This is a genomic window from Roseibium sp. RP-7 (genome assembly GCF_053005225.1).
The window spans coordinates 246,037-271,604 of the sequence record NZ_JBRKQA010000001.1; the positions used below are offsets into that span (position 1 = coordinate 246,037).

A 25,568-nucleotide genomic window follows, 5' to 3' on the forward strand; every position below is an offset into this window, starting at 1 on the left:
GCCGGCATTTGCCAGGCCGCCAGCGGTGCAACAACAAGACCGGAAGATCTTGATGTCGAAACGTGATTTCTATGAGGTGCTGGGTGTTTCGCGTGAGGCGGACGAAAAAGCGCTGAAAAGCGCCTACCGCAAGATGGCCATGCAATTTCACCCGGACCGCAATCCGGGCGACGAGGCCGCCGAAGCCAAGTTCAAGGAAGTCAACGAGGCCTATGACACGCTGAAGGACAGCCAGAAGCGTGCGGCCTATGACCGTTTCGGCCATGCGGCCTTCGAAAACGGTGGTTTTGGCGGCGGCGGTGCCGGCGCCCACGACTTTTCCTCCACCATGTCCGATATCTTCGAGGAATTCTTCGGCATGGGTGGCGGCGGTGGCCGCCGGTCGGGCGGACGCGAACGTGGCGCGGACCTGCGCTACAATCTGGATATCACGCTGGAGGATGCCTTCACCGGAAAGACGGTGGAGATAGAGGTTCCTACCAGCGTTACCTGCGACGATTGCTCCGGTTCGGGCGCAAAGCCCGGAACCAGCCCGACGACCTGCCGCACATGTGGCGGGGCAGGCCGCGTGCGTGCCGCGCAGGGCTTCTTCACGCTGGAACGCACCTGTCCGAGCTGTCAGGGACGCGGCCAGGTGATTACCGATCCGTGCGAAAGCTGTAGCGGCTCCGGACGCAAGACCCAGGAGCGCACGCTGTCGGTCAACATTCCGGCCGGTATCGAGGACGGAACCCGTATTCGGCTGGCAGGTGAAGGTGAAGCAGGCGTGCGCGGTGGCCCCGCGGGCGATCTCTATATCTTCCTCTCCATAAGGCCGCACGAGCTTTTCCAGCGCGATGGCGCCGATCTTTACTGCCGCGTGCCGATTTCCATGTCGACCGCGACCCTGGGTGGTCAGTTCGACGTGCCGACGGTCGAAGGGTCGACCAGCCGCGTGAAGGTGCCCGAAGGCACCCAGACCGGAAAGCAGTTCCGGTTGCGCGGCAAGGGCATGCCGATCATGCGTTCCAGCCAGCACGGCGACATGTATATTCAGGTCACGGTCGAAACACCGACCAATCTGACCCGGCGCCAACGTGAGCTTCTGGCGGAATTCGAGAAGGAATCCTCCGGTGAAAACCACCCGGAATCGGCTGGGTTTTTCTCCAAGGTGAAGGATTTCATCGATAATCTCGGTGCATAAGCAGTCTGCAAAGGGTGACGTATGCGTGCAATATGTGCGCTTGCCCATGGCATCTAATTGCAATCACTCCTATATTCCCCGCGTGGGGGATGTGAGTGAGGAAAGATGCTGAAACGCAATAGCTCGCGCCGGGAAGCTTTTCGGGAAAAGCTTGAGAAGGCAAGTGCCGTTCGGGCGAAGGTGCTCGATGAAGTCAAATTCATCCGTTCCTGGGCTCAGAACCCGCTTCGAACCGGTGCCGTTGCCCCTTCCGGGCCAGAGCTCGCCGCCAAGATGGCGTCCTTTCTGACACCGCGTCCCCATTCAAGGGTTGTGGAACTCGGGCCGGGTACCGGCGTCGTCACGAAGGCGATTCTGGACCGTGGATTTTCCTCCCAGCAGCTCAGGCTCATCGAGTATTGTCCGGAATTTTGCGAACTGCTGACCCGCAGATACCCCGGCCTGAAAATTGTCCAGGGTGATGCCTACGCCCTTGGCGCCACCCTTTCGCGCGCCGGCGATACGCTGTCGGCTGCGGAAGACCAGCGCCATTCGCTTGATGGCATCGTCTCGTCCCTGCCGCTGCTGACGCGACCGGAAACGGTCCGCAAGGCGCTGCTGGCGGAAGCTCTGGAAATTCTGAAACCGGGCGCGCCCTTCATCCAGTTTTCCTACGGGCTGGTCGCTCCGGTGAAGCCGGACAACCGCTCTGTCTCCGTCTTCAGTTCGGACTGGGTCTGGAAAAACCTGCCTCCGGCACGGGTCTGGGTTTACCGCAAGGCCCATTGAGGGCTCAGACGGCAGGGGACAGCGGGCAGGAAGCACTCCCATTTCCCGAAAAGCGCCCTAAACTTGCCCTCAGGCGGTTCACCGCGGTGCTACGCGCGAGCCGGACATTTGTAGGGTAGGTTCTGATGCGCAATCCGAAGATCCTCGTTTGCTCGGGCTCGGTCCGAAGCGGTTCCTTCAACGGCAGACTGACGGCGCTGGCCGCCAAGAAACTTGCAATCCTGGATGCTCAGGTGACGCATCTGTCGCTGAAGGACTATCCGTTGCCGATCTACGACGGCGATCTGGAAGATACGAATGGCGTTCCGGAAAATGCCAGGAAACTCAAACGCTTGTTCCTGGCGCAGGATGGCATTTTTCTGTCCTGTCCGGAATATAACGCCGGTATCTCGCCGCTGCTGAAAAACACCCTGGACTGGATCAGCCGCGTGAAGGAACCGGGCGATCCCTACAAGACCAAGGTCTTTGCACTCGGTGCAGCTTCGACCGGCGCGTTCGGCGGCATGCGCGGTCTGATCGGCATGCGCACCATTCTGGAAGTCGGCCTTGGAGCAATGGTCCTGCCGCAGATGGTGGCCGTACCCAAAGCGGCGGGCGCGTTCGACGACAAGGGCGAACTTTCCGATGAACGGGCAGGCGGCCAGCTCGACAAGCTGGTGGACGCACTTTTGCGGGCAACCCGGATCGAGATGTCGCACTGAGGCTTCGAATTGCCGGCCGAAATCGCCCTGAAAATGTGTGTCTTGAGCCGATTTCGGCCGGCTTCATAACCCGGTTTGACAAGGCCGCATCCCATTGACTGCTTGGAAATACCGGATTTGCCGCCTACATAGGGCGGCAGACAAGATGACCATGAAGATTGCCAAGAGGATTGAATGAGCGAAACGCGCGAACCGGCCCAGTGGCACGGTACGACGATCATGATGGTGCGCAAGGGTGGCAAGGTGGTGATCGCCGGTGACGGCCAGGTCTCCCTCGGCCAGACCGTGATCAAGCACACCGCCCGCAAGGTACGGCTGCTGGCCAAGGGCGAGGTTATTGCCGGTTTTGCCGGCGCAACCGCCGATGCCTTCACCCTGTTCGAGCGCCTTGAAGCGAAGCTGGAACAGTACCCCGGCCAGCTGATGCGCGCCTGCGTGGAACTTGCCAAGGACTGGCGGACCGACCGCTATCTGCGCCGACTGGAAGCGATGATGCTGGTGGCCGACAAGAACGTGTCGCTGGTGCTGACCGGTACCGGCGACGTTCTGGAGCCCGAAGGGGGTGTCATGGGTATCGGTTCTGGCGGCAACTATGCACTTGCGGCCGGACGTGCCCTGGCAGATACCGACTTTGACGCAGAAACCATAGCCCGCAAGGCAATGGCGGTTGCGGCGGAAATCTGCGTTTACACAAACGCCAGCGTGACGGTCGAATCGCTGGATACGGCCGAGTAAAGGCCGATGATTTCGTTTCGCCCCGTCACCGCCGAGGATTTGCCCATGCTGGCGAATTGGTTGGCGCGGCCGCACTGGCGGCAATGGTGGGGCGATCCGGACGAAGAGTTGAGCAACATCCGGGACATGGTCGAAGGCAGGGATACGACCCGGCCTTTCATCTTTCAGGAAGACGGCACCGACAAGGGCTATATCCAGGTCTGGTTTGTCGGCGATCAGCAGGGAAGCGCATTTGCGGCGGATTATCCCTGGCTGGAGCGGCTGCCGGCAGAGGCTGTCGGTGTCGACCTCTCGATTGCATTCGAGGAAGATCTGTCCCGGGGACTTGGAACAAGAACTTTGCAGGCGTTTGTCCGCCAGTTGCGCGAGGAAGGTCACGAACGGATCATCATCGATCCGGATCCGGCCAATCTCAGGGCCCTGAAGGCCTATCGCAAGGCGGGCTTTCAGGAGATCGAAGCGCTTCTGGGACGCACCGGCGACTGCCTGCTGATGGAACTCGTAAGTAAAGAAGGCGTGTCTTAAACAATGTCCGATTTTTCTCCGCGTGAGATCGTTTCCGAACTCGACCGCTACATCGTCGGCCAGAAAGATGCCAAGCGCGCGGTCGCAATTGCATTGCGCAACCGCTGGCGCCGCCAGCAGCTGCAAGGCCAGATGCGCGAGGAAGTTCTGCCGAAGAACATCCTGATGATTGGCCCGACCGGCGTCGGCAAGACCGAGATTTCCCGCCGTCTGGCAAAGCTGGCAAATGCCCCCTTCACCAAGGTGGAAGCCACCAAGTTCACCGAGGTCGGCTATGTCGGCCGCGACGTGGAGCAGATCGTCCGTGATCTGGTGGAAGCCGGCATCACGCTGGTGCGCGACCAGAAGCGCGAAGCGGTGAAGGCAAAGGCACACATGCTGGCCGAGGAACGTGTGCTGGATGCGCTGGTCGGCAAGAACGCAAGCCCGGCGACCCGGGACAGCTTCCGCACCAAGCTGCGTAATGGCGAGATGGACGAGAAGGAAATCGAGGTCGAGGTCCGGGCCCAGGCACAGATGCCGAGCTTTGATCTGCCGGGCATGCCGGGTGCCAGCGTCGGGGTGATGAATGTTTCCGATCTGCTGGGCAAGGCCTTCGGCGGCCAGACCAAGACCAAACGCACCACCGTTCGCGACAGCTACCAGCTCCTGATCAACGAGGAATCCGACAAGCTGCTCGACGACGACAAGGTGGTGGAAGAAGCAATTTCACTTGTCGAGAATTCCGGCATCGTCTTCCTGGACGAGATCGACAAGATCTGTGCCCGTGAAGGCCGTGCGGGAGCCGATGTCTCTCGTGAAGGCGTGCAGCGCGACCTGCTGCCGCTGATCGAAGGAACAGTGGTCTCCACCAAGCACGGACCGGTCAAGACCGACCATATCCTGTTCATCGCTTCCGGTGCATTCCACGTCGCAAAGCCTTCGGACCTTTTGCCGGAGCTGCAGGGCCGCCTGCCGATACGGGTCGAGCTGCGTGCGCTCGACAAGGACGATTTCCGCGCGATCCTGACCGAACCGGAAGCCAGCCTCATCAAGCAGTATGTGGCGCTGATGGAAACGGAAAAGGTCACGCTGAACTTCACAGAGGACGCCATCGACGAGATCGCCTCGATTGCGGTTGATCTCAATGCCTCTGTCGAGAACATCGGTGCCCGCCGTCTGCAGACGGTGATGGAGCGCATTCTCGACGAGATTTCCTTCACGGCGCCGGACCGTCCGGGTGAAGAGGTGGAGATCACGGGCAAATTCGTTCGCGACAACATCGGCGACCTTGCCAAGAACGTCGACCTGTCGAAGTTCATCCTCTAGGAGGCATGCGGAAAGACACCGGTTGAGCGCTTCGTGCGCGGCGATTTCGCCGCTTGCGGAGTGCGCGGACCGGTGGCAGCATGCGGCCCATGGTAGCTATCAGAAAAAGCAACGAGGAAGGCCACCGCCGGAAGTTTCTGGTCGTGGTCGACGAGACGCCCGAATGTGACCGGGCGATCGTATATGCCGCGAAACGGGCGGCCCGGACCGGCGGCGTCGTGACGCTGGTCTTCATCATTGCGCCTGGCGACTTCCAGCATTGGCTGGGGGTTGAAGACATCATGCGGGCGGAAGCCCAGGAAGAAGCCGAGGCAGCGCTTGCGAAAGCCGCCGAGCGCGTGCGGTCCGTTGCCCGTACCGAACCGGAATCGGTGGTGAGGGAAGGGACAAAGGCCGAGGAGATCATGGAGCTGATCGAGGCGGATGCCGACATCGCGATCCTGATCCTGGCGGCCAGCACGGGCTCTGAAGGGCCGGGACCTCTGGTGTCGTCGATTGCCGGAAAATCCGCGGGAACCTTCCCCATTCCGGTGACGATCGTGCCGGGTAACCTGGACGATGATTCCATCGCCGCGCTGGCTTGACGAGCGATCGCAGGGCTGCCGGATTCAAGAAGACGGCTTGACCAGGCAGGATCTGCACCTATCTAGTTTTTAACGGTTCCAAACTGCCGAGAGATACGTTAGAAACATTCATCGGCGTTTTGCGATGGAGGTGAGGCGCAAAACGAAGCCGGCAACATGGGCGCGACCTGAAGCGCAAGGACGAGACAAGATGTTCATTCAAACCGAAGCCACTCCCAATCCGGCGACACTGAAATTCCTGCCGGGACGGGTTGTCCTGCCGGAGGGAACCTACGATTTCCGCTCCAGGACGGACGCCGGGGTGTCGCCTCTTGCACAGAAACTGTTCGACGTGCCGGGCGTGGTCGCGGTCTTCTTCGGCCACGACTTCGTGACCGTGACCAAGGACGAAACCGACTGGCAGCACATGAAACCCGCCATCCTGGGCGTGATCATGGAGCAGTTCATGTCCGGACAGCCGGTCATGGCCACCAGCGAAGCGGAAAATATCGAGGAAGGCGAATTCTTCGAGGCAGGTGACGCGGACACCGTCAGCACCATCAAGGAACTCCTGGAAACCCGGGTGCGTCCGGCTGTGGCGCAGGATGGTGGCGACATCACCTTCAAGGGCTTCAAGGAAGGCGTGGTCTATCTGTCCATGCGCGGTGCCTGCGCCGGCTGCCCGTCATCCACGGCAACACTGCAGCACGGCATCCAGAACCTGCTGCGTCACTTCGTTCCGGAAGTCGAGGAAGTCCGCCCGATCTGATCGGAGCATTCCTGAAGAATTTCAAAGGCCCGGCCTCTTGTCCGGGCCTTTAATATTTTCGACTCCCATTCTTTGTGGAAGGCAAGCCCCCCTTTGGACTTAGGTCCAAAGCCCCGCTCGACTCGCGGGCCGGGGCGGGGTAGTGGCATGTGGGACACGAAAACCATGAGCCAAACCGGAATGCGCGTCCTCGCCATCGATACAGCCCTTGCCAATTGCGCCGCCGCCGTTCTCGACGACGGTGTCGAAACCGCGTGTTTCGAGGCGTGCGGCGAGGAGATCGGCCGCGGCCATGCCGAGAAGCTGATGGACATGATCGGTGAGGTCATGGCCGAGTCGTCCACCACCTTTTCCGAGCTTGACCGCGTTGCCGTGACCATCGGACCCGGCAGCTTTACCGGCCTTCGCGTCGGACTGGCGGTTGCCCGCGGCTTTGGTCTCGTGCTCGGGAAGCCGGTTGTCGGCGTAACGACCCTGGCAGCCATTGCCCGTTCCGCCGTGCCGGGAGATGATGGCGGTCCCGTGCTGGTGGCGCTGACGGGAAAGGCAGACGAGGTCTACTGCCAGCTTTATCATGCGTCCGGCACCGCTGCCGATGAAGCCGGTGTCCGCACCATCGCAGATCTTGCGGCGAACCTGCCCAAGGACATAAGATTGGCAGGATCGGCATCGGAAAAAATCGCGATGGAGCTTGGGCTTCCGGAAAGCGCGATATTGTCCCGCAGCACTTTCCCGGGTATTCGGGATGTCGCGGAACTGGGGATCTCCGCCGATCCTTCGAGGTCATCCCCTTCGCCACTCTATTTGCGGCCGCCCGATGCGACGCCGCAAACGAAGGGAAGGATAGAACGGCAATGAGCTTTTGGTGGTTCTGGACCCAGCCGCCGGTGATAGAAGAGGCGCTGGACGAGGATCTACCGAAGATTGCCGACATCCACGCGCTTTGTTTCAAGCACAAATGGAATACGGACGAGCTTGCGCGGATGAAAGCGCATGCGGGGACGATGTTTCTGGTGGCACGGCGGGCGAGCCCCTATGGCACGCGCGCACCGCTTGGTTTCCTGATCGTGCGCACCGTTGCCGACGAAGCCGAGGTCATCACCATTGCGGTTCACCCGCGCCAGCGCGGCCGCGGCATCGGCAAGAAGCTGATGGAAGCCGGCCTGTTTCGGCTCTACGGTGAACGTTGCAAACACCTTTTTCTGGAAGTGGACGCAGCCAACGAACCGGCTCTGCTGCTGTACCGGGCGCTCGGCTTCAAGGAAGTCGGCAGCCGCAAAGGCTATTACAGCGACAGTGGAGGAGACGGCACCGCGCTTGTCATGCGCGTCGATCTTGGTTAAGCGCTGTAGCGGAAACGGATACGGTATCGGAAACAGACAGCGGACGGCATCGCAATGGCGGAAGAGCGGCAATCAACGCTAGCGGACTTGTGCATCGAAAAAGGTATGCGCATGACCGAACAGCGTCGCGTCATTGCCTCCGTCATCGAAGCCGCGTCCGACGAGCACCCGGACGTCGAGGAACTCTACCGCCGCTCCGTGGCGATCGATCCCGGCATTTCCATTTCGACGGTCTATCGCACGGTGAAGCTGTTCGAGGACGCCGGCATGATCGAACGGCACGATTTTCGTGACGGCCGGTCGCGTTATGAAACCGTTCCGGACGAGCATCACGACCACCTGATCGATCTGCGCTCCGGCCAGGTCATCGAGTTCCGCAACGAGGAAATCGAGGCCTTGCAGGAATTCATCGCCAAGAAGCTGGGTTACCGTCTGGTCGATCACCGGCTGGAACTTTATGGCGTCCCACTCGATGTCCCGAAGGATAATCAGGGCGATGGCTGAGCTGAAGGCCGGGGTTATCATCTTCCTTCTGACGCTGGTCTCGCTGGTGCTGATCCCGCTTCAGTGGCTGGCGGTGAAGCTCGGGCTGAAGATGCAGCGAAAACTGCCCCAGCTCTGGCACCGGATCGCCACCCGGCTTGTGGGCATCAAGATCGAGCAGATCGGGGCCCCTGCCGTGGACCGGCCGTTGCTGATCGCCTCCAACCACGCATCCTGGGTCGATATCACCGTGGTCGGCTCGCTGATGCCTCTCTCCTTCATCGCCAAGTCCGAGGTTTCAGGCTGGCCCATTTTCGGCCTGTTCGCCAAACTTCAGCGCACGGTGTTCGTCAATCGCACCCGGCGCACGGAAACCGCCCAGGTTGCCGATGCCATCGCCGATCGCATGGCTGCCGGCGACGCGATGGTCCTGTTTGCCGAAGGGACCTCCAACGACGGCAATTGCGTCCTGCCGTTTCGCTCGGCCCTACTGGGCGCTGCCACCCGTGCGGTCGGCGAGGACGAAACCTCGAAAGTCTGGGTGCAGCCGCTTTCGGTCGCCTATCAAGGCTTCTACGGCCTGCCGATGGGCCGGGCCCATCGGCCGCATGTCGCCTGGTATGGCGATATGGAACTCGCCGGCCATCTGTGGGGCATCTTTTCGCGCGGTGCACTCGACGTGGTGGTGCGCTGGGGCGAGCCGGTTCTGGTTGACCGGACAACGGACCGGAAAGCCCTGACCCGCCGTCTGGAAACGGAGGTTCGGGCCATGACGATAGCCTCGCTGCTGCAAAAGCCGGTCGACACCGAAGATTTCAGCGAAATCGAGACACTCGAGTTCTTCTCAAACGCGGAAAAAACCGCTAAAGCTGGCGCCTGAATTTGCAAGGTGCCGTCCGCCGCCGGTCTCAGGCGCGGGTCCCGGGCATGAAGGACGGATCGATCCTGTGCCTGTGCCGGGTGAACTGCCCGATGAAGGTACCGACATTCACGACATCCGGCCGCCTGAAAAAGGCCAGCGTATCAAGGCCATGAGGAGCCCCACGAGGAGCGAATGACAAGCCGCCCTGAACAAGACATGGAAACGAACGTCACCGCCGTTTCCGCCGCCGATATGACAGACGCCCGCAAGGGCGGAAACACCCGCAAGGTGTTCGTGCGTACCTATGGCTGCCAGATGAACGTCTACGACAGCGAGCGCATGACCGATGTGCTGGCGCCGGAAGGATTCGAGGCGACGGACGATCTGGAAGACGCGGATCTTGTCATTCTGAACACCTGCCATATTCGTGAAAAGGCAGCCGAGAAAGTCTATTCGGAGCTTGGCCGCATCCGCAAGGTCAAGGAAGAGCGGGCAAAATCCGGCAAGGACATGATGGTGGGTGTCGCCGGCTGCGTTGCGCAGGCGGAGGGCGAGGAAATTTCTCGCCGGGCGCCGATTGTCGATCTTGTGGTGGGCCCGCAGAGCTATCATCAGCTGCCGTCCCTTCTGGAAAAGGCCCGCGCAGGCTCCAAGGTTGTCGAGACCGAGTTCGACATCGACGCCAAGTTCAATCACTTGTCGGAACGTGCCGAAAAGCAGGTTCTCAAACGCCCGCCATCCGCCTTCCTGACCGTGCAGGAAGGCTGCGACAAGTTCTGCACCTTCTGCGTCGTTCCCTACACGCGCGGCGCCGAAGTCTCCCGCTCTGTCGAACAGATCGTCAGCGAAGCCGAACGCATGGCCGCGGCCGGGGTACGCGAGGTCACGCTGCTGGGCCAGAACGTCAACGCGTATCACGGCACTTCGCCGGACGGTGCTGTCTGGGGTCTTGGCCGGTTGCTGCGTCGTCTGGCGGAAATCGACGGTCTGGACCGGCTGCGCTACACCACCAGCCATCCGCGCGACATGGATGATGACCTGATCGAGGCGCATCGGGACCTGAAAAGCCTGATGCCGTATCTGCACCTGCCGGTGCAGTCCGGGTCCGACAAGATCCTGAAGGCGATGAACCGCCGGCACACGCGCGATGAGTATTTCCGCCTGATCGACCGCATTCGCGAGGTATCTCCCGACATTGCGCTCTCAGGCGATTTCATCGTCGGTTTCCCGGGCGAGAGCGACCAGGATTTCGAAGATACGATGGATCTGATTCGACAGGTCGGCTACGGCTCGGCCTTCTCGTTCAAATACAGTTCCAGGCCCGGTACGCCCGGCGCAACCATGGACGAACAGGTGCCGGAGGACGTGAAGTCCGCACGGCTGGCCGCGCTTCAGGCGCTGGTTGCCGACCAGCAGAAGGCGTTCAACGCCTCGCGTCTGGGCATGACCTGCGATGTGCTTCTGGAGAAGACCGGCCGCAATCCCGGGCAGCTGGTCGGCAAGTCGCCGTGGTTGCAGCCGGTGCAGCTGGATGCACCTGAAGACCTCATCGGGTCGATACAAGCGGTGGAAATCGTCGACATCGGGTCCAATTCCCTGTTCGGGCGGCTGATTGCGGGGCAAGATGATCTTGGAAGGTCCGGACGCATCCCGGCTCCGGCGGCCTAAAGGAGACGTCATTTGACGCGCGACAGCCACTCTTCATCCCGCAAGTCTTCGGTACAATCCTCTGCGGCCGGTTCGGCCTCCGACATGACCCATATTGTTCTTGCCTTTGAAGATAACCGGCTGATCGGAGATCTGTTTGGGCAATTCGACCAGAACCTCGCGCTGATCGAGCAGCGTCTCGGCATCGACGCGATTGCCCGGGGCAACCAGGTGACACTGAAAGGCAGCCAGGTTGGCTGCGCCCAGGCGCGCACGGCTCTGGAAGCCATGTATCAGCGTCTGCTGCAGGGGCAGGAAATCCACCCGGGTGATGTCGACGGCGCGCTGCGTATGGCAGCGGCTGCGGAAGCGCAGCTGCCGTTGCCGACGCTGGAGCCGAAGTCCCGGCTGGCCTTCGCCCAGATCGCGACCCGCCGGAAAACGATCGTCGCCCGCACACCGACCCAGGATGCCTACATCCGGTCGATGGATCGGGCCGACCTGATTTTCGGAACCGGCCCGGCCGGTACCGGCAAGACCTTTCTGGCGGTTGCCTATGCAGCAGCTCTTCTGGAGCGCGGCGATGTGGCCCGTCTGATCCTGTCCCGTCCTGCCGTGGAAGCCGGTGAGCGCCTCGGTTTCCTGCCGGGTGAAATGAAGGACAAGGTCGATCCGTACCTGCGGCCGATCTACGATGCGCTTTACGAGATGATGCCTGCCGAGAAGGTCGATCGTGGCTTGCAGTCCGGCATGATCGAAGTGGCACCGCTCGCCTTCATGCGCGGCCGCACGCTCTCCAACGCGGTGGTGCTGCTCGACGAGGCACAGAACACGACCTCCATGCAGATGAAGATGTTCCTGACGCGTCTTGGGGAAGGCTCGAAGATGATCGTCACCGGCGATCCGAGCCAGATCGACCTGCCGTCAGGACAGATGTCCGGTCTGCGCGAAGCGCTGGGGCTTTTGACGGACATTCCGGAAGTTGCCCATATCCGCTTCAACGAGAAGGACGTTGTCCGTCACGAGCTGGTCGGACGCATCGTGACCGCTTACGACAACGCCTCTCGGGAAGAATCGGAAGCGCGCGAGCGCCGCTTTGCCGAGCGACAACGTGGTGCGGACCGCGACGGTGCCTCTGCGCGCCCTCGTGAAGCCGCAAATTCCTGAAAAGCCCTTGCCGACGATGCCAGACCGATTGCCTGATAGTTTTCAGATAGACCTGTCGATAGAAGCAGGCGATTGGCCGGCGGAAAGCCAGTTGGAGGCAATAGCTGCAAAGGCAATCACCGCTGCCTTTGCGGGGGCGGATCTGGAAGTGCTGGAGGGAACGGAAGTCTCGCTGCTGTTTACCGACGACGCGTCGATCCGGCAGCTGAACGCGAAATGGCGCGACAAGGACAAGGCAACGAACGTCCTGTCCTTTCCCGGCAGCGATCCGCAAGGCGACGTTTATGGCCCCCTTCTGGGGGACATCGTTTTCGCCTATGAAACCGTCGCGGCGGAAGCTGCAGACCTTGGAATTGAATTTTCCGATCACCTTACCCATCTGACTGTTCACGGTTTGCTTCACCTTTTCGATTATGATCATCAGGAAAGTGAAGAGGCGGAACTGATGGAAAGCCTTGAGAAGTCCATTCTGGCGTCTCTTGGCATCGATGACCCTTACGCGGACAGGCCACTTGTGGCCGACGGCGGTTAAGTGGCATCATGGGATGTGATGTTCTTGATTGATGGATGATGAACTCAATTGAACCGCAAAGTCCGGCAACCGGGCAGAAGCCTGCCAGCACCGGACAGGACCAGGACGGGGAAGACCCGCAACAGCTGAAGCCGCAGAAACCTGCGGCCTTTCTCGATCTTCTCAAACGCTTCCTGCGCTTGGGCCGCCAGTCTTCGAGCTTGCGCGAGAACCTGGAGGACGAGCTTGCTCGCGAGGGCGGTGATGCTGCCTTCTCGCCGGAGGAGCGAATGCTCCTCGGCAACATTCTCAGACTGCGCGAATTGCGCGTCGACGACGTCATGATCCCGCGTGCGGATATCGACGCGGTCGATCTGGAAACCAGCCTGAGCCGCGTCATGGAACTGTTCCAGACGAGCGGGCATTCGCGCATGCCGGTTTACGAAGAGACGCTCGACGATCCGCGCGGCATGGTCCACATCAAGGATTTGATGGCCTATATCGCGGAACGTGGCGCTTCGAACCGTCCTGCAACTTCTGTGGACAATGAAAACGATACAACCGGCTTTCAACCGTCCAATTCGAATGCGCCTGCGCGGAACGGTCACAACATGCCCGACCTGGACCTGTCCTGTGTCGACCTGTCGGTCTCGCTGAAGGACACGGATCTGCTGCGCAATCTCTTGTTCGTGCCGCCGTCGATGCCGGCGACGGACCTGATGGCGAAAATGCAGGCCGATCGTATCCAGATGGCGCTGGTGATCGACGAATATGGCGGAACCGACGGACTTGTGTCGCTGGAAGATCTTGTCGAGGAAGTTGTCGGTGATATCGAAGACGAACACGACGAGGACGAGGAAGCCATGCTGGCTGCCGCCGGCGAGGGCGTGTGGATCGCAGATCCGCGTCTGCCGCTTGAGGAACTCGACGAAGCGCTCGGCACGCAGCTGAACGACGGCGAGATTTCCGAGGACGTCGATACGCTCGGTGGTCTGCTCTATGTCTCCGTTGGCCGCGTACCGGTCCGCGGCGAGCTGCTGCTGGTGCCGGATGAAGTGCCCGGGTTCGAATTCGAGATAATGGATGCGGATCCGCGCCGCATCAAGCGCCTGAAGATCCGCCGCCGCCGCGCCGACGCGCGCCCGCCGGACCTTCGCCGCCGTCCAAAGCGGACCGATTCCGTTTCCGGCGAGAGTAGCCAGGACAGCGAAAGCACCAAGACCAAGGTTGCTGCGTCCAGCGGAAACGGATGAGCGGCCGGACGCTGAAACCAGCCAAAAGGATGCTTGCCAACGGTGCCGATGGCCCGTCGTCTCGAAGCCACTTCTTCGCGCGCCGTTGGTATTAACCCTTGACCCCACTGCGGCGAGCCGACAAATCTCCTGACCGCAAGTATGGGGAAGCTCTTTGATGCAATGGTTGTCACACCGCCTGTCGGCCCTGCCAAATACCTTTCTTCTGGCATGGGGCTGGCAGCGCCGTCTCTTGTGCGCCGCCTGCGGTGCGCTGACGGCCTTTGCGCTTCCCCCTTATGACTTCACTTTCGTGCTTCTGGTCACGTTTCCCTGTCTGGTCTGGATGCTGGACGGAGCGGTCGATCCCGCACCCGGCAAGCGGGTTCAGCGGTTTCGCACGGGCTTCGCGCTCGGCTGGTTGTTCGGCTTCGGCTATTTTCTCTCGGGTCTTTGGTGGATCGGTGCGGCGTTTCTGGTGGAAGCGGAGCGCTTTGCCTGGCTGATGCCCTTTGCCGTGCTGGCAATGCCTGTCGGACTGGCGCTGTTTACGGGCCTTGGGGTGGGACTGGCCGCGATATTCTGGAGTGACCAGTTTCGCCGCATCCTGGTGCTTGCTGCCGGCCTGACCTTGACGGACTGGCTGCGCGGCCATGTCCTGACCGGGTTTCCCTGGAATGCCTTCGGTTATGGCGTGTCCGGATCGCTGAGCGTGTCGCAGGCGGCGAGTCTTGTCGGGCTCTATGGTCTCAGCTTCTTCGTGGTTGCGGTCTTTTCGACGCCGGCCGTTCTGGCCGACGCTCGCCCGTTTCGCCAGCGCGTGACGGCCGTTGTCGCTGCCGCGGTTGCCCTGGCCGCGGTTGCGGGTTATGGCGCCGTCAGGCTCTGGCAGACGGCATTGCCCGTTGCCGATCTCGACATCCGAATCGTACAGCCATCGATCGATCAGAAAGACAAATGGCGGCCGGAGCTGCGCGACGAGATCTTTCAGACCTTCCTCGACATGACCGAAGCGCCGCTTGGCGGTGCCGCGCGCGTCGGACAGCCGCGCATGGTGGTCTGGCCGGAATCGGCCGTTCCCTTCCTGCTGACACAGGAGCCGGGAGCCTTGTTCCGGATCGGTCAGTCGCTCGGTGACAAGACCGAACTGGTGACCGGTGCGATCCGGGCCGAGCCCGGCATGAGAGGGGCTGATTACTTCAACAGCGTCTTCGTCATTGGCACCGAGGGCACCGTCCAGGGCATCTACGACAAGGTTCGGCTCGTGCCTTTCGGCGAATACGTTCCGTTTAAACCTCTGCTTGAATCACTGGGAATTTCTAACCTTGCGGGCCCCATGGATGGGTTCGAGGCCGGGTATCAACCGCGTGTACTGACTACCTCCGAAAGTTTTAGTTTTCTACCCATGATTTGCTATGAGGCAATTTTTCCGGGATCTCTGGACGGTGTTTCCAGAAGGCCGGACTTTCTGCTGAATGTGACCAACGACGCCTGGTTTGGCCGGACGCCCGGCCCTTATCAGCACCTCGCACAGGCTCGTTTACGTGCCATCGAAACCGGCCTGCCGCTGATTAGAGCTGCAAATACAGGCATTTCAGCGGTGATTGATGCCAAAGGTCAGGTGGTCGCGAAACTCGCGATATTCGAGAAAGGTCTGATCGATTCCAAGCTTCCGCAGAGACTAGACAATACTCTCTACGGCATTTTTGGCGATCTGCCCGTGCTCGTTATCTCGTTTCTTATCATAGTATTTGCCGGGCTTTACCAATACAACCGCGATTCGCGTGTAAATTGATATTTTTTGTTTGAGTTGAGTGAAGAAACTGTGATACAACCGTGAAATAGCCGATTGAAGGCTGCTTCATGTACAAGTGAAAGGTTGCGGGCAAACTTCGGTCTCTTGAGCCTGTGGGGGGATGTCAGGAGAGCTTGTGCAAACGAAAACGAGCGGGCTTTTTCCGCGAGAAAAAGAAAGAGCGACACAGATGCCCAGTAAAAAGTCTCCGAATCCGATCGATATTCATGTTGGCAGCCGCGTTCGGCTTCGCCGCATGATGCTAGGCATGAGTCAGGAAAAGCTTGGCGAAAGTCTGGGCATCACCTTCCAGCAGATCCAGAAATACGAAAAAGGCACCAACCGTATCGGTGCCAGCCGGTTGCAACACATCGCAACCGTTCTGAAAGTCCCGGTTTCCTTTTTCTTCGAAGATGCGCCCGGTACGCCTGAAGAGGCGGAAGGCTTCGGCGAAACGCAGCCGACCTCTTATGTCGTCGACTTCCTGTCTTCTTCCGAAGGCCTGTCCCTGAACAAGGCATTCGTGCGGATTGAAGACCCGAAAGTACGCCGCCGGATCGTCGATCTGGTCCGGTCTCTGGCTGGCGACGACTGACAAAATTCACGCGCGCGCTTGACGCGGCGAAGAACTTCTAAGATTGATGCAGACGGAGCGGCGATGACAATCGCCGCTCCTGTCATATTCATTCCCAGAAGGACGATCGCCAATGGCACGTCAGAATTACCTGTTTACCTCCGAGTCCGTCTCCGAAGGGCATCCGGATAAAGTATGCGACCGTATTTCCGATGCGGTTGTAGATGCCTACCTCAAGGAAATGCCGGAAGCGCGCGTTGCCTGTGAAACACTGGCAACGACCAACCGCATCGTGATCGCCGGCGAAACCCGCGGTCCGTCAACCATCACCAACGATTACATCGCTCATCTTGCCCGCATGGCCGTGAAAGATATCGGCTACGAGCAAGACGGTTTCCATTGGGAAAACTGCGATATCGCCGTTCACCTTCACGCGCAGTCCGCGCACATCGCCCAGGGCGTTGATGCTGCCGACAACAAGGACGAAGGTGCAGGCGATCAGGGCATCATGTTCGGTTATGCCTGCCGTGAAACCGAAGAATTGATGCCGGCTCCGATCCTGTTTTCGCACAAGATCCTGCGTCTTCTGGCCGACGTCCGCAAATCCGGTCAGGAGCCTGCGCTCGGCCCGGACGCGAAGAGCCAGGTCACCGTCCGCTACGTCGACGGCAAGCCGGTCGAGGCAACCTCGATCGTTCTGTCGACCCAGCATCTGGATCCGGCCCTGACCTCCTCCGACGTGCGCGCCATTGTCGAGCCTTACATCCGCACTGCACTGCCGGAAGGCTTCATCACCGGCGACACCGTCTGGCACGTCAACCCGACCGGCGCTTTCGTCATCGGCGGCCCTGACGGCGATGCCGGCCTGACCGGCCGCAAGATCATTGTCGACACCTACGGTGGTGCGGCTCCGCATGGCGGCGGCGCATTCTCCGGCAAGGACCCGACCAAGGTGGACCGTTCGGCAGCCTACGCGGCGCGCTACCTTGCCAAGAACGTCGTCGCGGCCGATCTGTCCGACCGCTGCACCATTCAGCTTTCCTACGCCATCGGCGTTCCGGAGCCGCTGTCGGTCTACGTCGACCTGCATGGCACCGGCCGTTGCGATGAAGCCAAGCTGGAAAAAGCGTTGCGCGATGTCATGGGCCTCAGCCCGCGCGGCATCCGCCAGCACCTGAAGCTGAACAACCCGATCTATGAGCGCACCGCCGCTTACGGCCACTTCGGCCGCGAACCTGAGGCCGATGGCGGCTTCAGCTGGGAAAAGACGGATCTGGTTGACGCGCTGCGCCCGCTTGCGGGATAAGCTGCGCCTACGCTGAACATGGAAGAAGTGAAGCAGATCGCCGGTTCAGTGCCGGCGATCTGTCGTTTTGAAGTTGAATTATGACTGACCGCTACGAAGGTTCCTTTTACGGCCGCCGCAAGGGCAAGCCGTTGAGCCCGCGCCGTGAGGCGCTGATGGAAAACGAACTGCCGCGCCTGGCGCTGGACCTGGCAACACCCGCTCCGGAGGATCTAAAGACCCTCTTTGATGCGGATGTCGACGAGGTGTGTCTGGAGGTCGGCTTTGGTGGCGGTGAGCATCTGCTTCACCGGGCCAGAACCAATCCGCGTGTCGGCTTCATCGGCGTCGAACCTTTCGTCGGCAGCATGGCCAAGGCCGTGAATGCCGTCGTGGGGGAGGGGTTCCGCAATATCCGCCTTTACGATGATGATGCCGTCAATGTTCTGGACTGGTTGCCCGAGGCAAGTCTCGACCTGGCCTATCAGCTCTATCCGGATCCCTGGCCGAAAAAGCGCCACTGGAAGCGCCGGTTCATCAACGAACAGAATCTCGATCGCTATGCCCGTGCCATCAAGCCCGGCCACGAGTTCCGTTTTGCCAGCGACATCGATACCTACGTCGACTGGACACTGCGCCATTGCCGCGACCATGCGGCGTTCGAATGGGCGGCGGAAACAGCGTCCGACTGGAAAACACCCTGGGAAGGCTGGCCGAGTACACGCTACGAGGCGAAGGCCATCCGCGAGGGGCGTATCGGACGCTACCTGACTTTCCGCAGGGTGTAGCGGCGCATCGCGGAGAACGGCGCGTTTGCTGCCGTTTATCGGGGGATTCCGGACTGGCGCCAACTTCTTTGAGGAATTTGGCCCGGCCTCTTGCCTTTTTGCCCCCTTTGGCGTTATACAGCCCGTGTTTCACCTCAAACGGCTTATCTGAGCACTTTGAGAGTGGGCCCGCCGGGGACCCGCTCTTTTTTGCTTACATAACCGGAAACCAACGAGTTCGAGCAGGACTGCCCTATGTAAATCGACAATCAGGTGCATCTGATGCTCAAGAGCCGGTAACGGCCGCCAACAGGAGCCAAGTGTGAGCGCACACGAACCGAGAATTGTGACGGAGCAGGGTCTTGATGCCCGTGTTGCCGCAATTGTGGAGCCGGTCATCGAGGACCTCGGCTACCGACTGGTGCGTACGAAGATCAGTGCTCAGAACGGCTGCACCCTGCAGATCATGGCGGAGCGCCCGGACGGCACCATGACGGTCGAGGACTGCGAAACCATCAGCCGGGCCGTGTCGCCTGCGCTCGACGTCGAAGACCCGATTAACCGGGCATATCATCTAGAAGTTTCATCTCCAGGTATCGACCGTCCGCTCGTGCGGGCCGGCGATTTCAATCGCTGGGCCGGCCATGAGCTGAAGGTCGAGATGGCCGTCATGCTGGATGGCCGCAAGCGATTCCGGGGCAAGCTCCTCGGCGCGGAAGACGGCAAGGCCAACCTTCGGCTGCCCGATGTGCGGGAAGGCGAAGAGGACACCGTGGCGCTGCCGCTGGAGAACATCGGCGAAGCCAAGCTGGTTCTGACCGATGACTTGATTACCGCAGCTCTTCAGGCGGAAAAGGCGGCGCTTGCCGCCCGTGGCCAGGATGACGAGCTGTCGCAGGACAACATGCCCAACTGAGCCAGAGGCTCTAAGGGAAAGAAGAAGAACGCGCCCGAACCGATCCTTGGCGCAAGAGGAGTGGAATATGGCAATCAGCGCGAACCGGCTGGAACTGCTGCAAATCGCTGACGCGGTCGCACGGGAAAAATCCATCGACCGGATGATCGTCATCAATGCAATGGAAGACGCGATCCAGAAGGCAGCCCGCTCCCGCTATGGTACGGAAACGGAAGTCCGCGCCGAAATCAATCCGAAGACCGGCGAGATCCGTTTGCAGCGCCTGCTTCAGGTCGTTGACACTGTCGAGAACGTTTCCACCGACATCTCTCTTGATGATGCACAGGCCCGCAATCCGGAAGCCAGCATCGGCGACTTCATTGCCGAGCCGCTGCCGCCGCTCGATTTCGGCCGTATCGCCGCCCAGTCCGCCAAGCAGGTTATCGTGCAGAAAGTGCGCGAAGCCGAGCGTGACCGTCAGTACGAAGAATTCAAGGACCGTGTCGGCGAAGTCGTCAACGGTGTCGTTAAGCGCGCCGAATACGGCAACGTCATCGTCGATCTTGGCCGCGGCGAAGGCATCGTCCGCCGCGACGAGCTGATCCCGCGCGAAATCTTCCGCACGGGCGACCGTATCCGCGCCATCATTTACGACGTTCGCCGCGAACAGCGCGGCCCGCAGATCTTCCTGTCGCGCACGCATCCGCAGTTCATGGCGAAGCTGTTTGCCCAGGAAGTTCCGGAAATCTACGACGGCGTCATCGAGATCAAGTCCGTTGCCCGTGACCCGGGTTCGCGCGCGAAGATCGCCGTGATCTCCAAGGACAGCTCCATCGACCCGGTTGGCGCCTGCGTGGGTATGCGCGGCAGCCGCGTCCAGGCCGTTGTTGGCGAACTCCAGGGCGAAAAGATCGACATCATCCCGTGGAACGAAGAAGCGGCAACCTTCATCGTCAACGCCCTGCAGCCGGCCGAAGTTGCCAAGGTTGTTCTGGACGAAGACGCCGAACGTATTGAAGTTGTCGTTCCCGATGACCAACTATCACTGGCGATCGGCCGCCGCGGCCAGAACGTGCGTCTGGCTTCACAGCTGACCGGCTGGGCCATCGACATCATGACCGAGCAGGAAGAAAGCGACCGCCGCCAGAAGGAATTCCTGGAGCGTTCGCAGCTGTTCATGGAAGCCCTTAACGTGGACGAGATGGTCGGACAGTTGCTGGCGACCGAAGGCTTTACCTCGGTTGAGGAAGTTGCCTATGTGGAGCTCGACGAGATCTCCATGATCGAAGGCTTCGACGACGACACCGCCGTCGAAATCCAGGCACGTGCGCGGGATTACCTGGCCGAACTGGAAGCAAAACTCGACGAAGAGCGTATTTCGCTCGGTGTTGCGGACGACTTGAGGTCGATTGATGGCCTGACAACGGCTATGCTGGTTGCCTTGGGCAAGGACGACATCAAGACGATGGAAGACCTCGCCGGTTGCGCTGCTGACGATCTCGTCGGCTGGACCGAACGCAAGGACGGCGAAACCAAGCGCTTCGAAGGTGCTCTTTCGGAATTCGACATGTCCCGCGCTGAAGCGGAAAACGTCGTGATGGCCGCCCGTCTGGCAGCCGGCTGGATCACCGAGGAAGAACTCGCAGCTCAGGCTGAGGCAGAAGAAGCCGAAGAAGAAGACGAGGCCGAAATGGCCGAGACCGTTGGAGAAGAGCCGCAGGGCGGCGCGATCCTGAACGGGTAACGAGAGAGGCAAAAGCCTCCTGTATGAAGCTTCCGGTATGGCCCCGGCCGATCGGCAGCTTCGAATTCGCAAGTTCGATCAACTTTTCTGCGCCGAAGGTGTTCGCACCGGAAAGCAGGTTGATCTAAAGGAGTGGCAGCGTGCCCAGGAAGAGTGAGCCGACCGAACGGCAATGTGCCGTGACCCGGGAGGTTCAGCCCGTCAGTGCGCTGATCCGGTTCGTCCTCGATCCGCAAGGCGAGGTGGTTCCGGATCTGAAGCGGGTTCTTCCAGGGCGTGGTGTTTGGATAACTGCCACGAAAGAAGTCGTGGCTGTTGCCGAAAAGGACCGGAAAAAGGTCTTCGGCAGGGGTTTTAAAGGGGAAGCCTCTGTCGAGCCGGGACTGGCGGATCGGGTTGATGCGCTCATGGAACGATCGGCGCTGCAAGCGCTCTCCATGACGCGCAAGGCCGGCGAGCTGGTAACGGGATATGCGAAAGTTGAAGCAGCTCTGCGGCAGGAAGATGTCGCCGGGCTGGTCCATGCCTCGGACGCTGCAGAAGACGGGGTAAGGAAGCTGGCGGCACTGGCTGCCGGCACTCAGGAACACGCAAACGGATGCCAAATCGTCCGTTTGTTCGATTCGGACCAATTGGATTTGGCATTGGGCCGGTCAAATGTGATACATGCTGCACTGCTTGCGGGGCAGGCGAGCGAAAACTTCCTGTCGCGGGTGCGTGACCTGGAGCGTTTTCGCAACTCCTCCGGGGCAAGCAGCGATAATGGCAACGCTTGAAAAGGCGGTTGCGCAGGACTGAAGGCAATATGAGCGATACGAAAAATCCAGGCGACAAGACAATCAGCGTTGAGCGTGGCAAAACGCTTGGCCTAAAGCGCGGCGGTGGCGATCAGGGAACTGTTCGGCAGTCCTTCTCGCATGGCCGGACCAAAGCCGTCGTCGTGGAAAAGAAGAAGCGTCGTGTTGTACTCCCGGGGCAGGAAGCGAAAGCAGAAGCTCCTGCGCCGACAACACAGCGCCTCGAGCGGCCGGCTGAAGCGCCGCGTACGCCGCCACAGCCAGATCCACAGGCGACCAAGCAGGCCCGCCGGTCTGCCTCCGGCCAGCGCCAGAAGGGCAACGGCAACGTTCTGCGCACCCTGACCAAGGAAGAAGCGGCAGCCCGTGCGGCAGCCCTTCAGATGGCGAAGGTGCGCGACGAGGAAGACCGCAAGCGCCGCGAAGAAGAAGACAAGCGCCGGGCTGTTGAAGCCGCGCAGCGTCAGGCCGAAGAAGAGGCCCGCGCCAAGGTGGAAGCGGAAGAGCGCGCAAAGCGTGAAGCCGAAGAAGCTCTCCAGGCTGCGGAACAGGCCAAGGCCGAACCGAAGAGCGAACCTGTCGCCGAAGCGGCAACGGAAGCTGCTGCGCCTGTGCGCAAGGAAGCAACCGGTCGCACCGTGGTTCGCAAGCCGGCTCACGCCGATGGCGGCAAGCCGCCCAGCCTTGACGACATGGGCAAGCGCAAGGCGCCGGAAGCTCCGGCCGCACGTGCGAAACCCGAGCGCGGAGAATCCGAAGAAGACGATCGCAACAACAAGAGTGTTCGTGCGGTCAAGCGCCCGAAGCAGGCTCCGGCTCCCGCCGCGCGTCCGCGCACTGGCGACGACCGCCGCCGCTCCAAGCTGACCATCTCCGCCGCCACCGGTGGCGACGACGGTCAGCGTGCGCGGTCTCTGGCCTCCATGCGCCGTCGCCAGGAAAAGGCGAAGCGCGGGCAGCAGCAGGTCGTGCGTGAGAAGATCATGCGTGAAGTCGTTCTGCCGGAAGCCATCACGATCCAGGAACTCGCCAACCGTATGGCAGAGCGCGCCGTGGATGTGATCAAGCTTCTCATGAAGCAGGGCCAGATGCTCAAGATCAACGATGTTATCGACGCCGATACCGCCGAACTGATCGCCGAGGAAATGGGCCACACGGTCAAGCGCGTGTCTGAAGCAGACGTCGAAGAAGGTCTGTTCACCACGGAAGACGAACCGTCCACCCTGCTGCCGCGTCCTCCGGTCGTGACCATCATGGGTCACGTCGATCACGGCAAGACCTCGCTGCTCGATGCGATCCGCAAGTCGAAGGTTGTCACCGGCGAAGCCGGCGGCATTACCCAGCACATCGGCGCCTATCAGGTCGATCAGGACGGCAACAAGATCACCTTCATCGATACCCCGGGCCACGCTGCGTTCTCGCAGATGCGTGCTCGCGGTGCAAAGTCGACCGATATCGTGATCCTTGTTGTTGCTGCCGACGATGGCGTCATGCCGCAGACCAAGGAAGCCGTTGCGCACGCCAAGGCTGCCGACGTGCCGATCATCGTGGCCATCAACAAGATGGACAAGCCGGAAGCCGATCCGAACCGCGTCCGCACCGAACTTCTCAGCGAGAGCCTCGTTGTGGAATCCATGGGCGGTGACGTGATCGATGTGGAAGTCTCGGCCAAGAGTGGCCAGGGCCTCGACAAGCTTCTGGAAATGATCTTGCTGCAGTCCGAAGTTCTGGAACTCCAGGCCAATCCGGACCGCAAGGCGGAAGGTATCGTCATCGAAGCGCAGCTCGACAAGGGCCGCGGTCCGGTTGCCACCGTTCTGGTGCAGAAGGGGACCCTCAAGCCGGGCGACATTCTTGTTGCCGGTGCCGAGTGGGGCCGCGTCCGCGCCATGCTCGACGAGAATGGCAACCAGGTGAAGGAAGCCGGTCCGGCCAAACCGGTCGAGGTTCTGGGCTTCCAGGGCACGCCGGAAGCCGGTGACATGGTTGCGGTCGTCGACAACGAAGCCCGCGCCCGTGAAATTACCGACTACCGTCAGCGCCAGATCCGCGAGAAGGCCTCCGTGGTCGCCTCCGGTACGCGTGGTTCGCTCGAGCAGATGATGAACCGTCTGCAGGAAACCGGCAAAAAAGAGTTCCCGCTGGTGCTCAAGGCCGACGTGCAGGGCTCCGCGGAAGCGATTGCCCATGCGCTCAACGAACTCGGCAACGAGGAAGTCGGCGCACGCATCCTGCTCTCCGGTGTCGGTGGCATCACCGAAAGCGACGTCACGCTGGCGCTCGCTTCCAAGGCTCCGATCATCGGCTTCAACGTGCGTGCCAACAAGCAGGCTCGTGAAGCGGCAAGCCGCGAAGGCATCGAGATCCGTTACTACAACGTGATCTACGACCTGGTCGACGACATCAAGGCGGCCCTGTCGGGCATGCTGTCGCCGGAGCGCCGCGAGACCTTCCTCGGCAATGCGGAGATCAAGGAAATCTTCCACATCTCCAAGGTCGGCAAGGTTGCAGGCTGTCTGGTCACCGAAGGTGTCGTGGAACGTGGCGCCAACGTTCGCCTCATTCGCGACGACGTGGTCATCCACGAAGGCGAACTGGGCACGCTCAAGCGCTTCAAGGACGAGGTCAAGTCTGTCGAATCCGGTCAGGAATGCGGCATGAACTTCGTCAAGTACCAGGACATGCGTCCGGGCGACGTCATCGAGTGCTTCCGCGTCGAGCAGATCGCACGGACACTCTGATCGAAGTCAGAAATCTAATTGAAACTGATGTCAGCGGCTTATTCAATTAAGCCGCTGACGTCGTATCTGGTTGCAGGTAACGCCGTCATGCCAAGGCTTCGCCGTGGCAGCCACGCCATCCGGGCAGTCTGGCCAATGTCTGTGCTTGGGGCACGGCAAAGGCGTGGATAGCCTGAGAAGGTCCGGGAACGGCACCCGAAACGTCGGGACGCATTGCGCTGCCAGAGATGCAGGAACAACAAAATGGCAAGACAACACGGACAGGACAGCCGCGGCCCCTCCCAGCGCCAGTTGCGCGTTGGCGAGACGGTCCGCAAGGAGCTGTCCGATATTCTGACCCGGGGTCGGTTCTCCGACCCCGATCTCGACGGGGTGATCGTCACGATCCCCGAAGTGCGCATGACGCCGGACCTGCGCCTGGCCACCTGCCTGGTGATGCCGCTTGGTGGCGTCAACGCCGAAAATGTCGAAAAGGCCCTGAACCGCAGCGCCAAATATCTGCGCGGCCAGGTTTCCCGCCGGCTGACCATGAAATACATGCCGGACCTGCGCTTCGTTCTCGACACACGGTTCGACGACGACGACCGCATCGGCACGCTGCTGCATTCCCCGGAAGTCTCCCGCGATCTCGAAGCGGACGAAGAGGACGGCGACCCAGCCAAGGACTGATTGCCACGCTGAAACCACGATTCACGGTTCAATTTGAAATTGCGTGAATTCGAGTTCTTAGCCCTCGGTAATTGTAGCCTCGCCGGGAAATGGAAAACTGAGTTTGTCTGGTCGGTCGACTTGAATGTGTGCCGTGTCTGCAAGTCACTTGATGTGAAAGAAGATGGCGCTCTTCAGAACTATCGCAGCAATCGCACTTGGTGCAGCGACCTCTGCATGTGTCGTGTTTCCCGTTCCACGCGTCCTCGCGCCTGAGGTTTCGGGCGTGCTGTTAAACGATGGTATGCCGGTTGCAAATGCAGAGATTGAGTTGGTGGCAGCATTGGCTCCATCAGACGCATCAAAAGATAACCCGCCAGGGTCAAGGCATGCAGTCACCAGAACGGATGCAGATGGCAAATTCAAAGTGGGGCATGCGACTTGGCGAAGGCGCATAAAGTTGGAAACCAGGTGACTTACTGTGACCACAACAGACTTGAAAAACTCGAGAATGATCGCTGACGA

25 protein-coding genes are annotated in these 25,568 nt (G+C 60.6%); all 25 read left to right on the forward strand.

Features of this window, described 5'->3' with window-relative positions:
• The first annotated feature begins 52 nt into the window (after positions 1–52).
• Complete coding sequence (gene dnaJ / locus ACVDG9_RS01065) at positions 53–1,183, forward strand: molecular chaperone DnaJ (RefSeq protein ID WP_022999133.1); 1,131 nt, start codon at positions 53–55, stop codon at positions 1,181–1,183.
• A 105-nt stretch (positions 1,184–1,288) separates the two neighbouring features.
• Positions 1,289–1,951 carry a class I SAM-dependent methyltransferase gene (locus tag ACVDG9_RS01070; protein ID WP_083660359.1) on the forward strand — a complete coding sequence of 221 codons (663 nt, stop codon included), beginning with the start codon at positions 1,289–1,291 and terminating at the stop codon, positions 1,949–1,951.
• Positions 1,952–2,076: 125 nt separating this feature from the next.
• A complete protein-coding gene (locus ACVDG9_RS01075) occupies positions 2,077–2,652 on the forward strand; it encodes an NADPH-dependent FMN reductase (RefSeq protein WP_055657064.1) in 576 nt (191 codons plus the stop codon).
• Between the two features lie 174 nt (positions 2,653–2,826).
• Complete coding sequence (gene hslV, locus ACVDG9_RS01080) at positions 2,827–3,387, forward strand: ATP-dependent protease subunit HslV (RefSeq protein ID WP_022999130.1); 561 nt, start codon at positions 2,827–2,829, stop codon at positions 3,385–3,387.
• A 6-nt stretch (positions 3,388–3,393) separates the two neighbouring features.
• Complete coding sequence (locus ACVDG9_RS01085) at positions 3,394–3,912, forward strand: GNAT family N-acetyltransferase (protein WP_055657066.1); 519 nt, start codon at positions 3,394–3,396, stop codon at positions 3,910–3,912.
• Between the two features lie 3 nt (positions 3,913–3,915).
• Positions 3,916–5,220 carry an ATP-dependent protease ATPase subunit HslU gene (gene hslU / locus ACVDG9_RS01090; RefSeq protein ID WP_022999128.1) on the forward strand — a complete coding sequence of 435 codons (1,305 nt, stop codon included), beginning with the start codon at positions 3,916–3,918 and terminating at the stop codon, positions 5,218–5,220.
• Positions 5,221–5,309: 89 nt separating this feature from the next.
• A complete protein-coding gene (locus tag ACVDG9_RS01095) occupies positions 5,310–5,804 on the forward strand; it encodes a universal stress protein (RefSeq protein WP_031268712.1) in 495 nt (164 codons plus the stop codon).
• A 190-nt stretch (positions 5,805–5,994) separates the two neighbouring features.
• Positions 5,995–6,552, forward strand: coding sequence for a NifU family protein (locus tag ACVDG9_RS01100; RefSeq protein ID WP_031268711.1), 558 nt, complete (start codon positions 5,995–5,997; stop codon positions 6,550–6,552).
• 180 nt (positions 6,553–6,732) lie between these two features.
• Positions 6,733–7,410, forward strand: a complete 678-nt coding sequence (gene tsaB, locus ACVDG9_RS01105) for a tRNA (adenosine(37)-N6)-threonylcarbamoyltransferase complex dimerization subunit type 1 TsaB (protein ID WP_055659262.1) — start codon at positions 6,733–6,735, stop codon at positions 7,408–7,410.
• Entirely contained in the window at positions 7,407–7,895 is a 489-nt protein-coding gene (rimI, locus tag ACVDG9_RS01110; RefSeq protein WP_022999124.1) for a ribosomal protein S18-alanine N-acetyltransferase, read from the forward strand. Before tsaB ends, rimI begins: the two co-directional genes overlap by 4 nt.
• 54 nt (positions 7,896–7,949) lie before the next feature.
• A complete protein-coding gene (locus tag ACVDG9_RS01115) occupies positions 7,950–8,399 on the forward strand; it encodes a Fur family transcriptional regulator (RefSeq protein WP_031268709.1) in 450 nt (149 codons plus the stop codon).
• The gene (gene olsA, locus ACVDG9_RS01120; protein WP_022999122.1) at positions 8,392–9,258 is read left to right on the forward strand and encodes a lyso-ornithine lipid O-acyltransferase; all 867 of its coding nucleotides are present in this window, start codon (positions 8,392–8,394) and stop codon (positions 9,256–9,258) included. Before ACVDG9_RS01115 ends, olsA begins: the two co-directional genes overlap by 8 nt.
• Before the next feature lie 198 nt (positions 9,259–9,456).
• Positions 9,457–10,908 (forward strand): tRNA (N6-isopentenyl adenosine(37)-C2)-methylthiotransferase MiaB, encoded by a 1,452-nt coding sequence (gene miaB / locus ACVDG9_RS01125; protein ID WP_447238273.1) that lies wholly within the window; start codon positions 9,457–9,459, stop codon positions 10,906–10,908.
• Between the two features lie 84 nt (positions 10,909–10,992).
• Entirely contained in the window at positions 10,993–12,054 is a 1,062-nt protein-coding gene (locus tag ACVDG9_RS01130; RefSeq protein ID WP_022999120.1) for a PhoH family protein, read from the forward strand.
• Between the two features lie 16 nt (positions 12,055–12,070).
• On the forward strand, positions 12,071–12,586 hold the full coding sequence (gene ybeY / locus ACVDG9_RS01135; protein WP_168691686.1) for an rRNA maturation RNase YbeY: 516 nt from the start codon (positions 12,071–12,073) through the stop codon (positions 12,584–12,586).
• 35 nt (positions 12,587–12,621) lie between these two features.
• Positions 12,622–13,818, forward strand: a complete 1,197-nt coding sequence (locus ACVDG9_RS01140; protein WP_022999118.1) for a hemolysin family protein — start codon at positions 12,622–12,624, stop codon at positions 13,816–13,818.
• A 157-nt stretch (positions 13,819–13,975) separates the two neighbouring features.
• On the forward strand, positions 13,976–15,592 hold the full coding sequence (gene lnt, locus ACVDG9_RS01145) for an apolipoprotein N-acyltransferase (RefSeq protein ID WP_447237101.1): 1,617 nt from the start codon (positions 13,976–13,978) through the stop codon (positions 15,590–15,592).
• A gap of 190 nt (positions 15,593–15,782) precedes the next feature.
• Positions 15,783–16,187, forward strand: a complete 405-nt coding sequence (locus tag ACVDG9_RS01150) for a helix-turn-helix domain-containing protein (RefSeq protein WP_023014432.1) — start codon at positions 15,783–15,785, stop codon at positions 16,185–16,187.
• A 112-nt stretch (positions 16,188–16,299) separates the two neighbouring features.
• The gene (metK, locus tag ACVDG9_RS01155; protein ID WP_022999115.1) at positions 16,300–17,472 is read left to right on the forward strand and encodes a methionine adenosyltransferase; all 1,173 of its coding nucleotides are present in this window, start codon (positions 16,300–16,302) and stop codon (positions 17,470–17,472) included.
• A gap of 80 nt (positions 17,473–17,552) precedes the next feature.
• On the forward strand, positions 17,553–18,239 hold the full coding sequence (gene trmB / locus ACVDG9_RS01160) for a tRNA (guanine(46)-N(7))-methyltransferase TrmB (protein ID WP_022999114.1): 687 nt from the start codon (positions 17,553–17,555) through the stop codon (positions 18,237–18,239).
• 301 nt (positions 18,240–18,540) lie between these two features.
• Positions 18,541–19,134 (forward strand): ribosome maturation factor RimP, encoded by a 594-nt coding sequence (rimP, locus tag ACVDG9_RS01165; protein ID WP_031268707.1) that lies wholly within the window; start codon positions 18,541–18,543, stop codon positions 19,132–19,134.
• 67 nt (positions 19,135–19,201) lie between these two features.
• The gene (gene nusA / locus ACVDG9_RS01170; protein ID WP_022999112.1) at positions 19,202–20,857 is read left to right on the forward strand and encodes a transcription termination factor NusA; all 1,656 of its coding nucleotides are present in this window, start codon (positions 19,202–19,204) and stop codon (positions 20,855–20,857) included.
• A 140-nt stretch (positions 20,858–20,997) separates the two neighbouring features.
• Positions 20,998–21,633: an RNA-binding protein gene (locus ACVDG9_RS01175; protein ID WP_031268706.1), complete on the forward strand. Its 636-nt coding sequence runs from the start codon at positions 20,998–21,000 to the stop codon at positions 21,631–21,633.
• Positions 21,634–21,662: 29 nt separating this feature from the next.
• Positions 21,663–24,395 carry a translation initiation factor IF-2 gene (gene infB / locus ACVDG9_RS01180; RefSeq protein WP_022999109.1) on the forward strand — a complete coding sequence of 911 codons (2,733 nt, stop codon included), beginning with the start codon at positions 21,663–21,665 and terminating at the stop codon, positions 24,393–24,395.
• Between the two features lie 243 nt (positions 24,396–24,638).
• Positions 24,639–25,064, forward strand: coding sequence for a 30S ribosome-binding factor RbfA (gene rbfA, locus ACVDG9_RS01185; protein ID WP_447237102.1), 426 nt, complete (start codon positions 24,639–24,641; stop codon positions 25,062–25,064).
• The last annotated feature ends 504 nt before the right edge of the window (positions 25,065–25,568 follow it).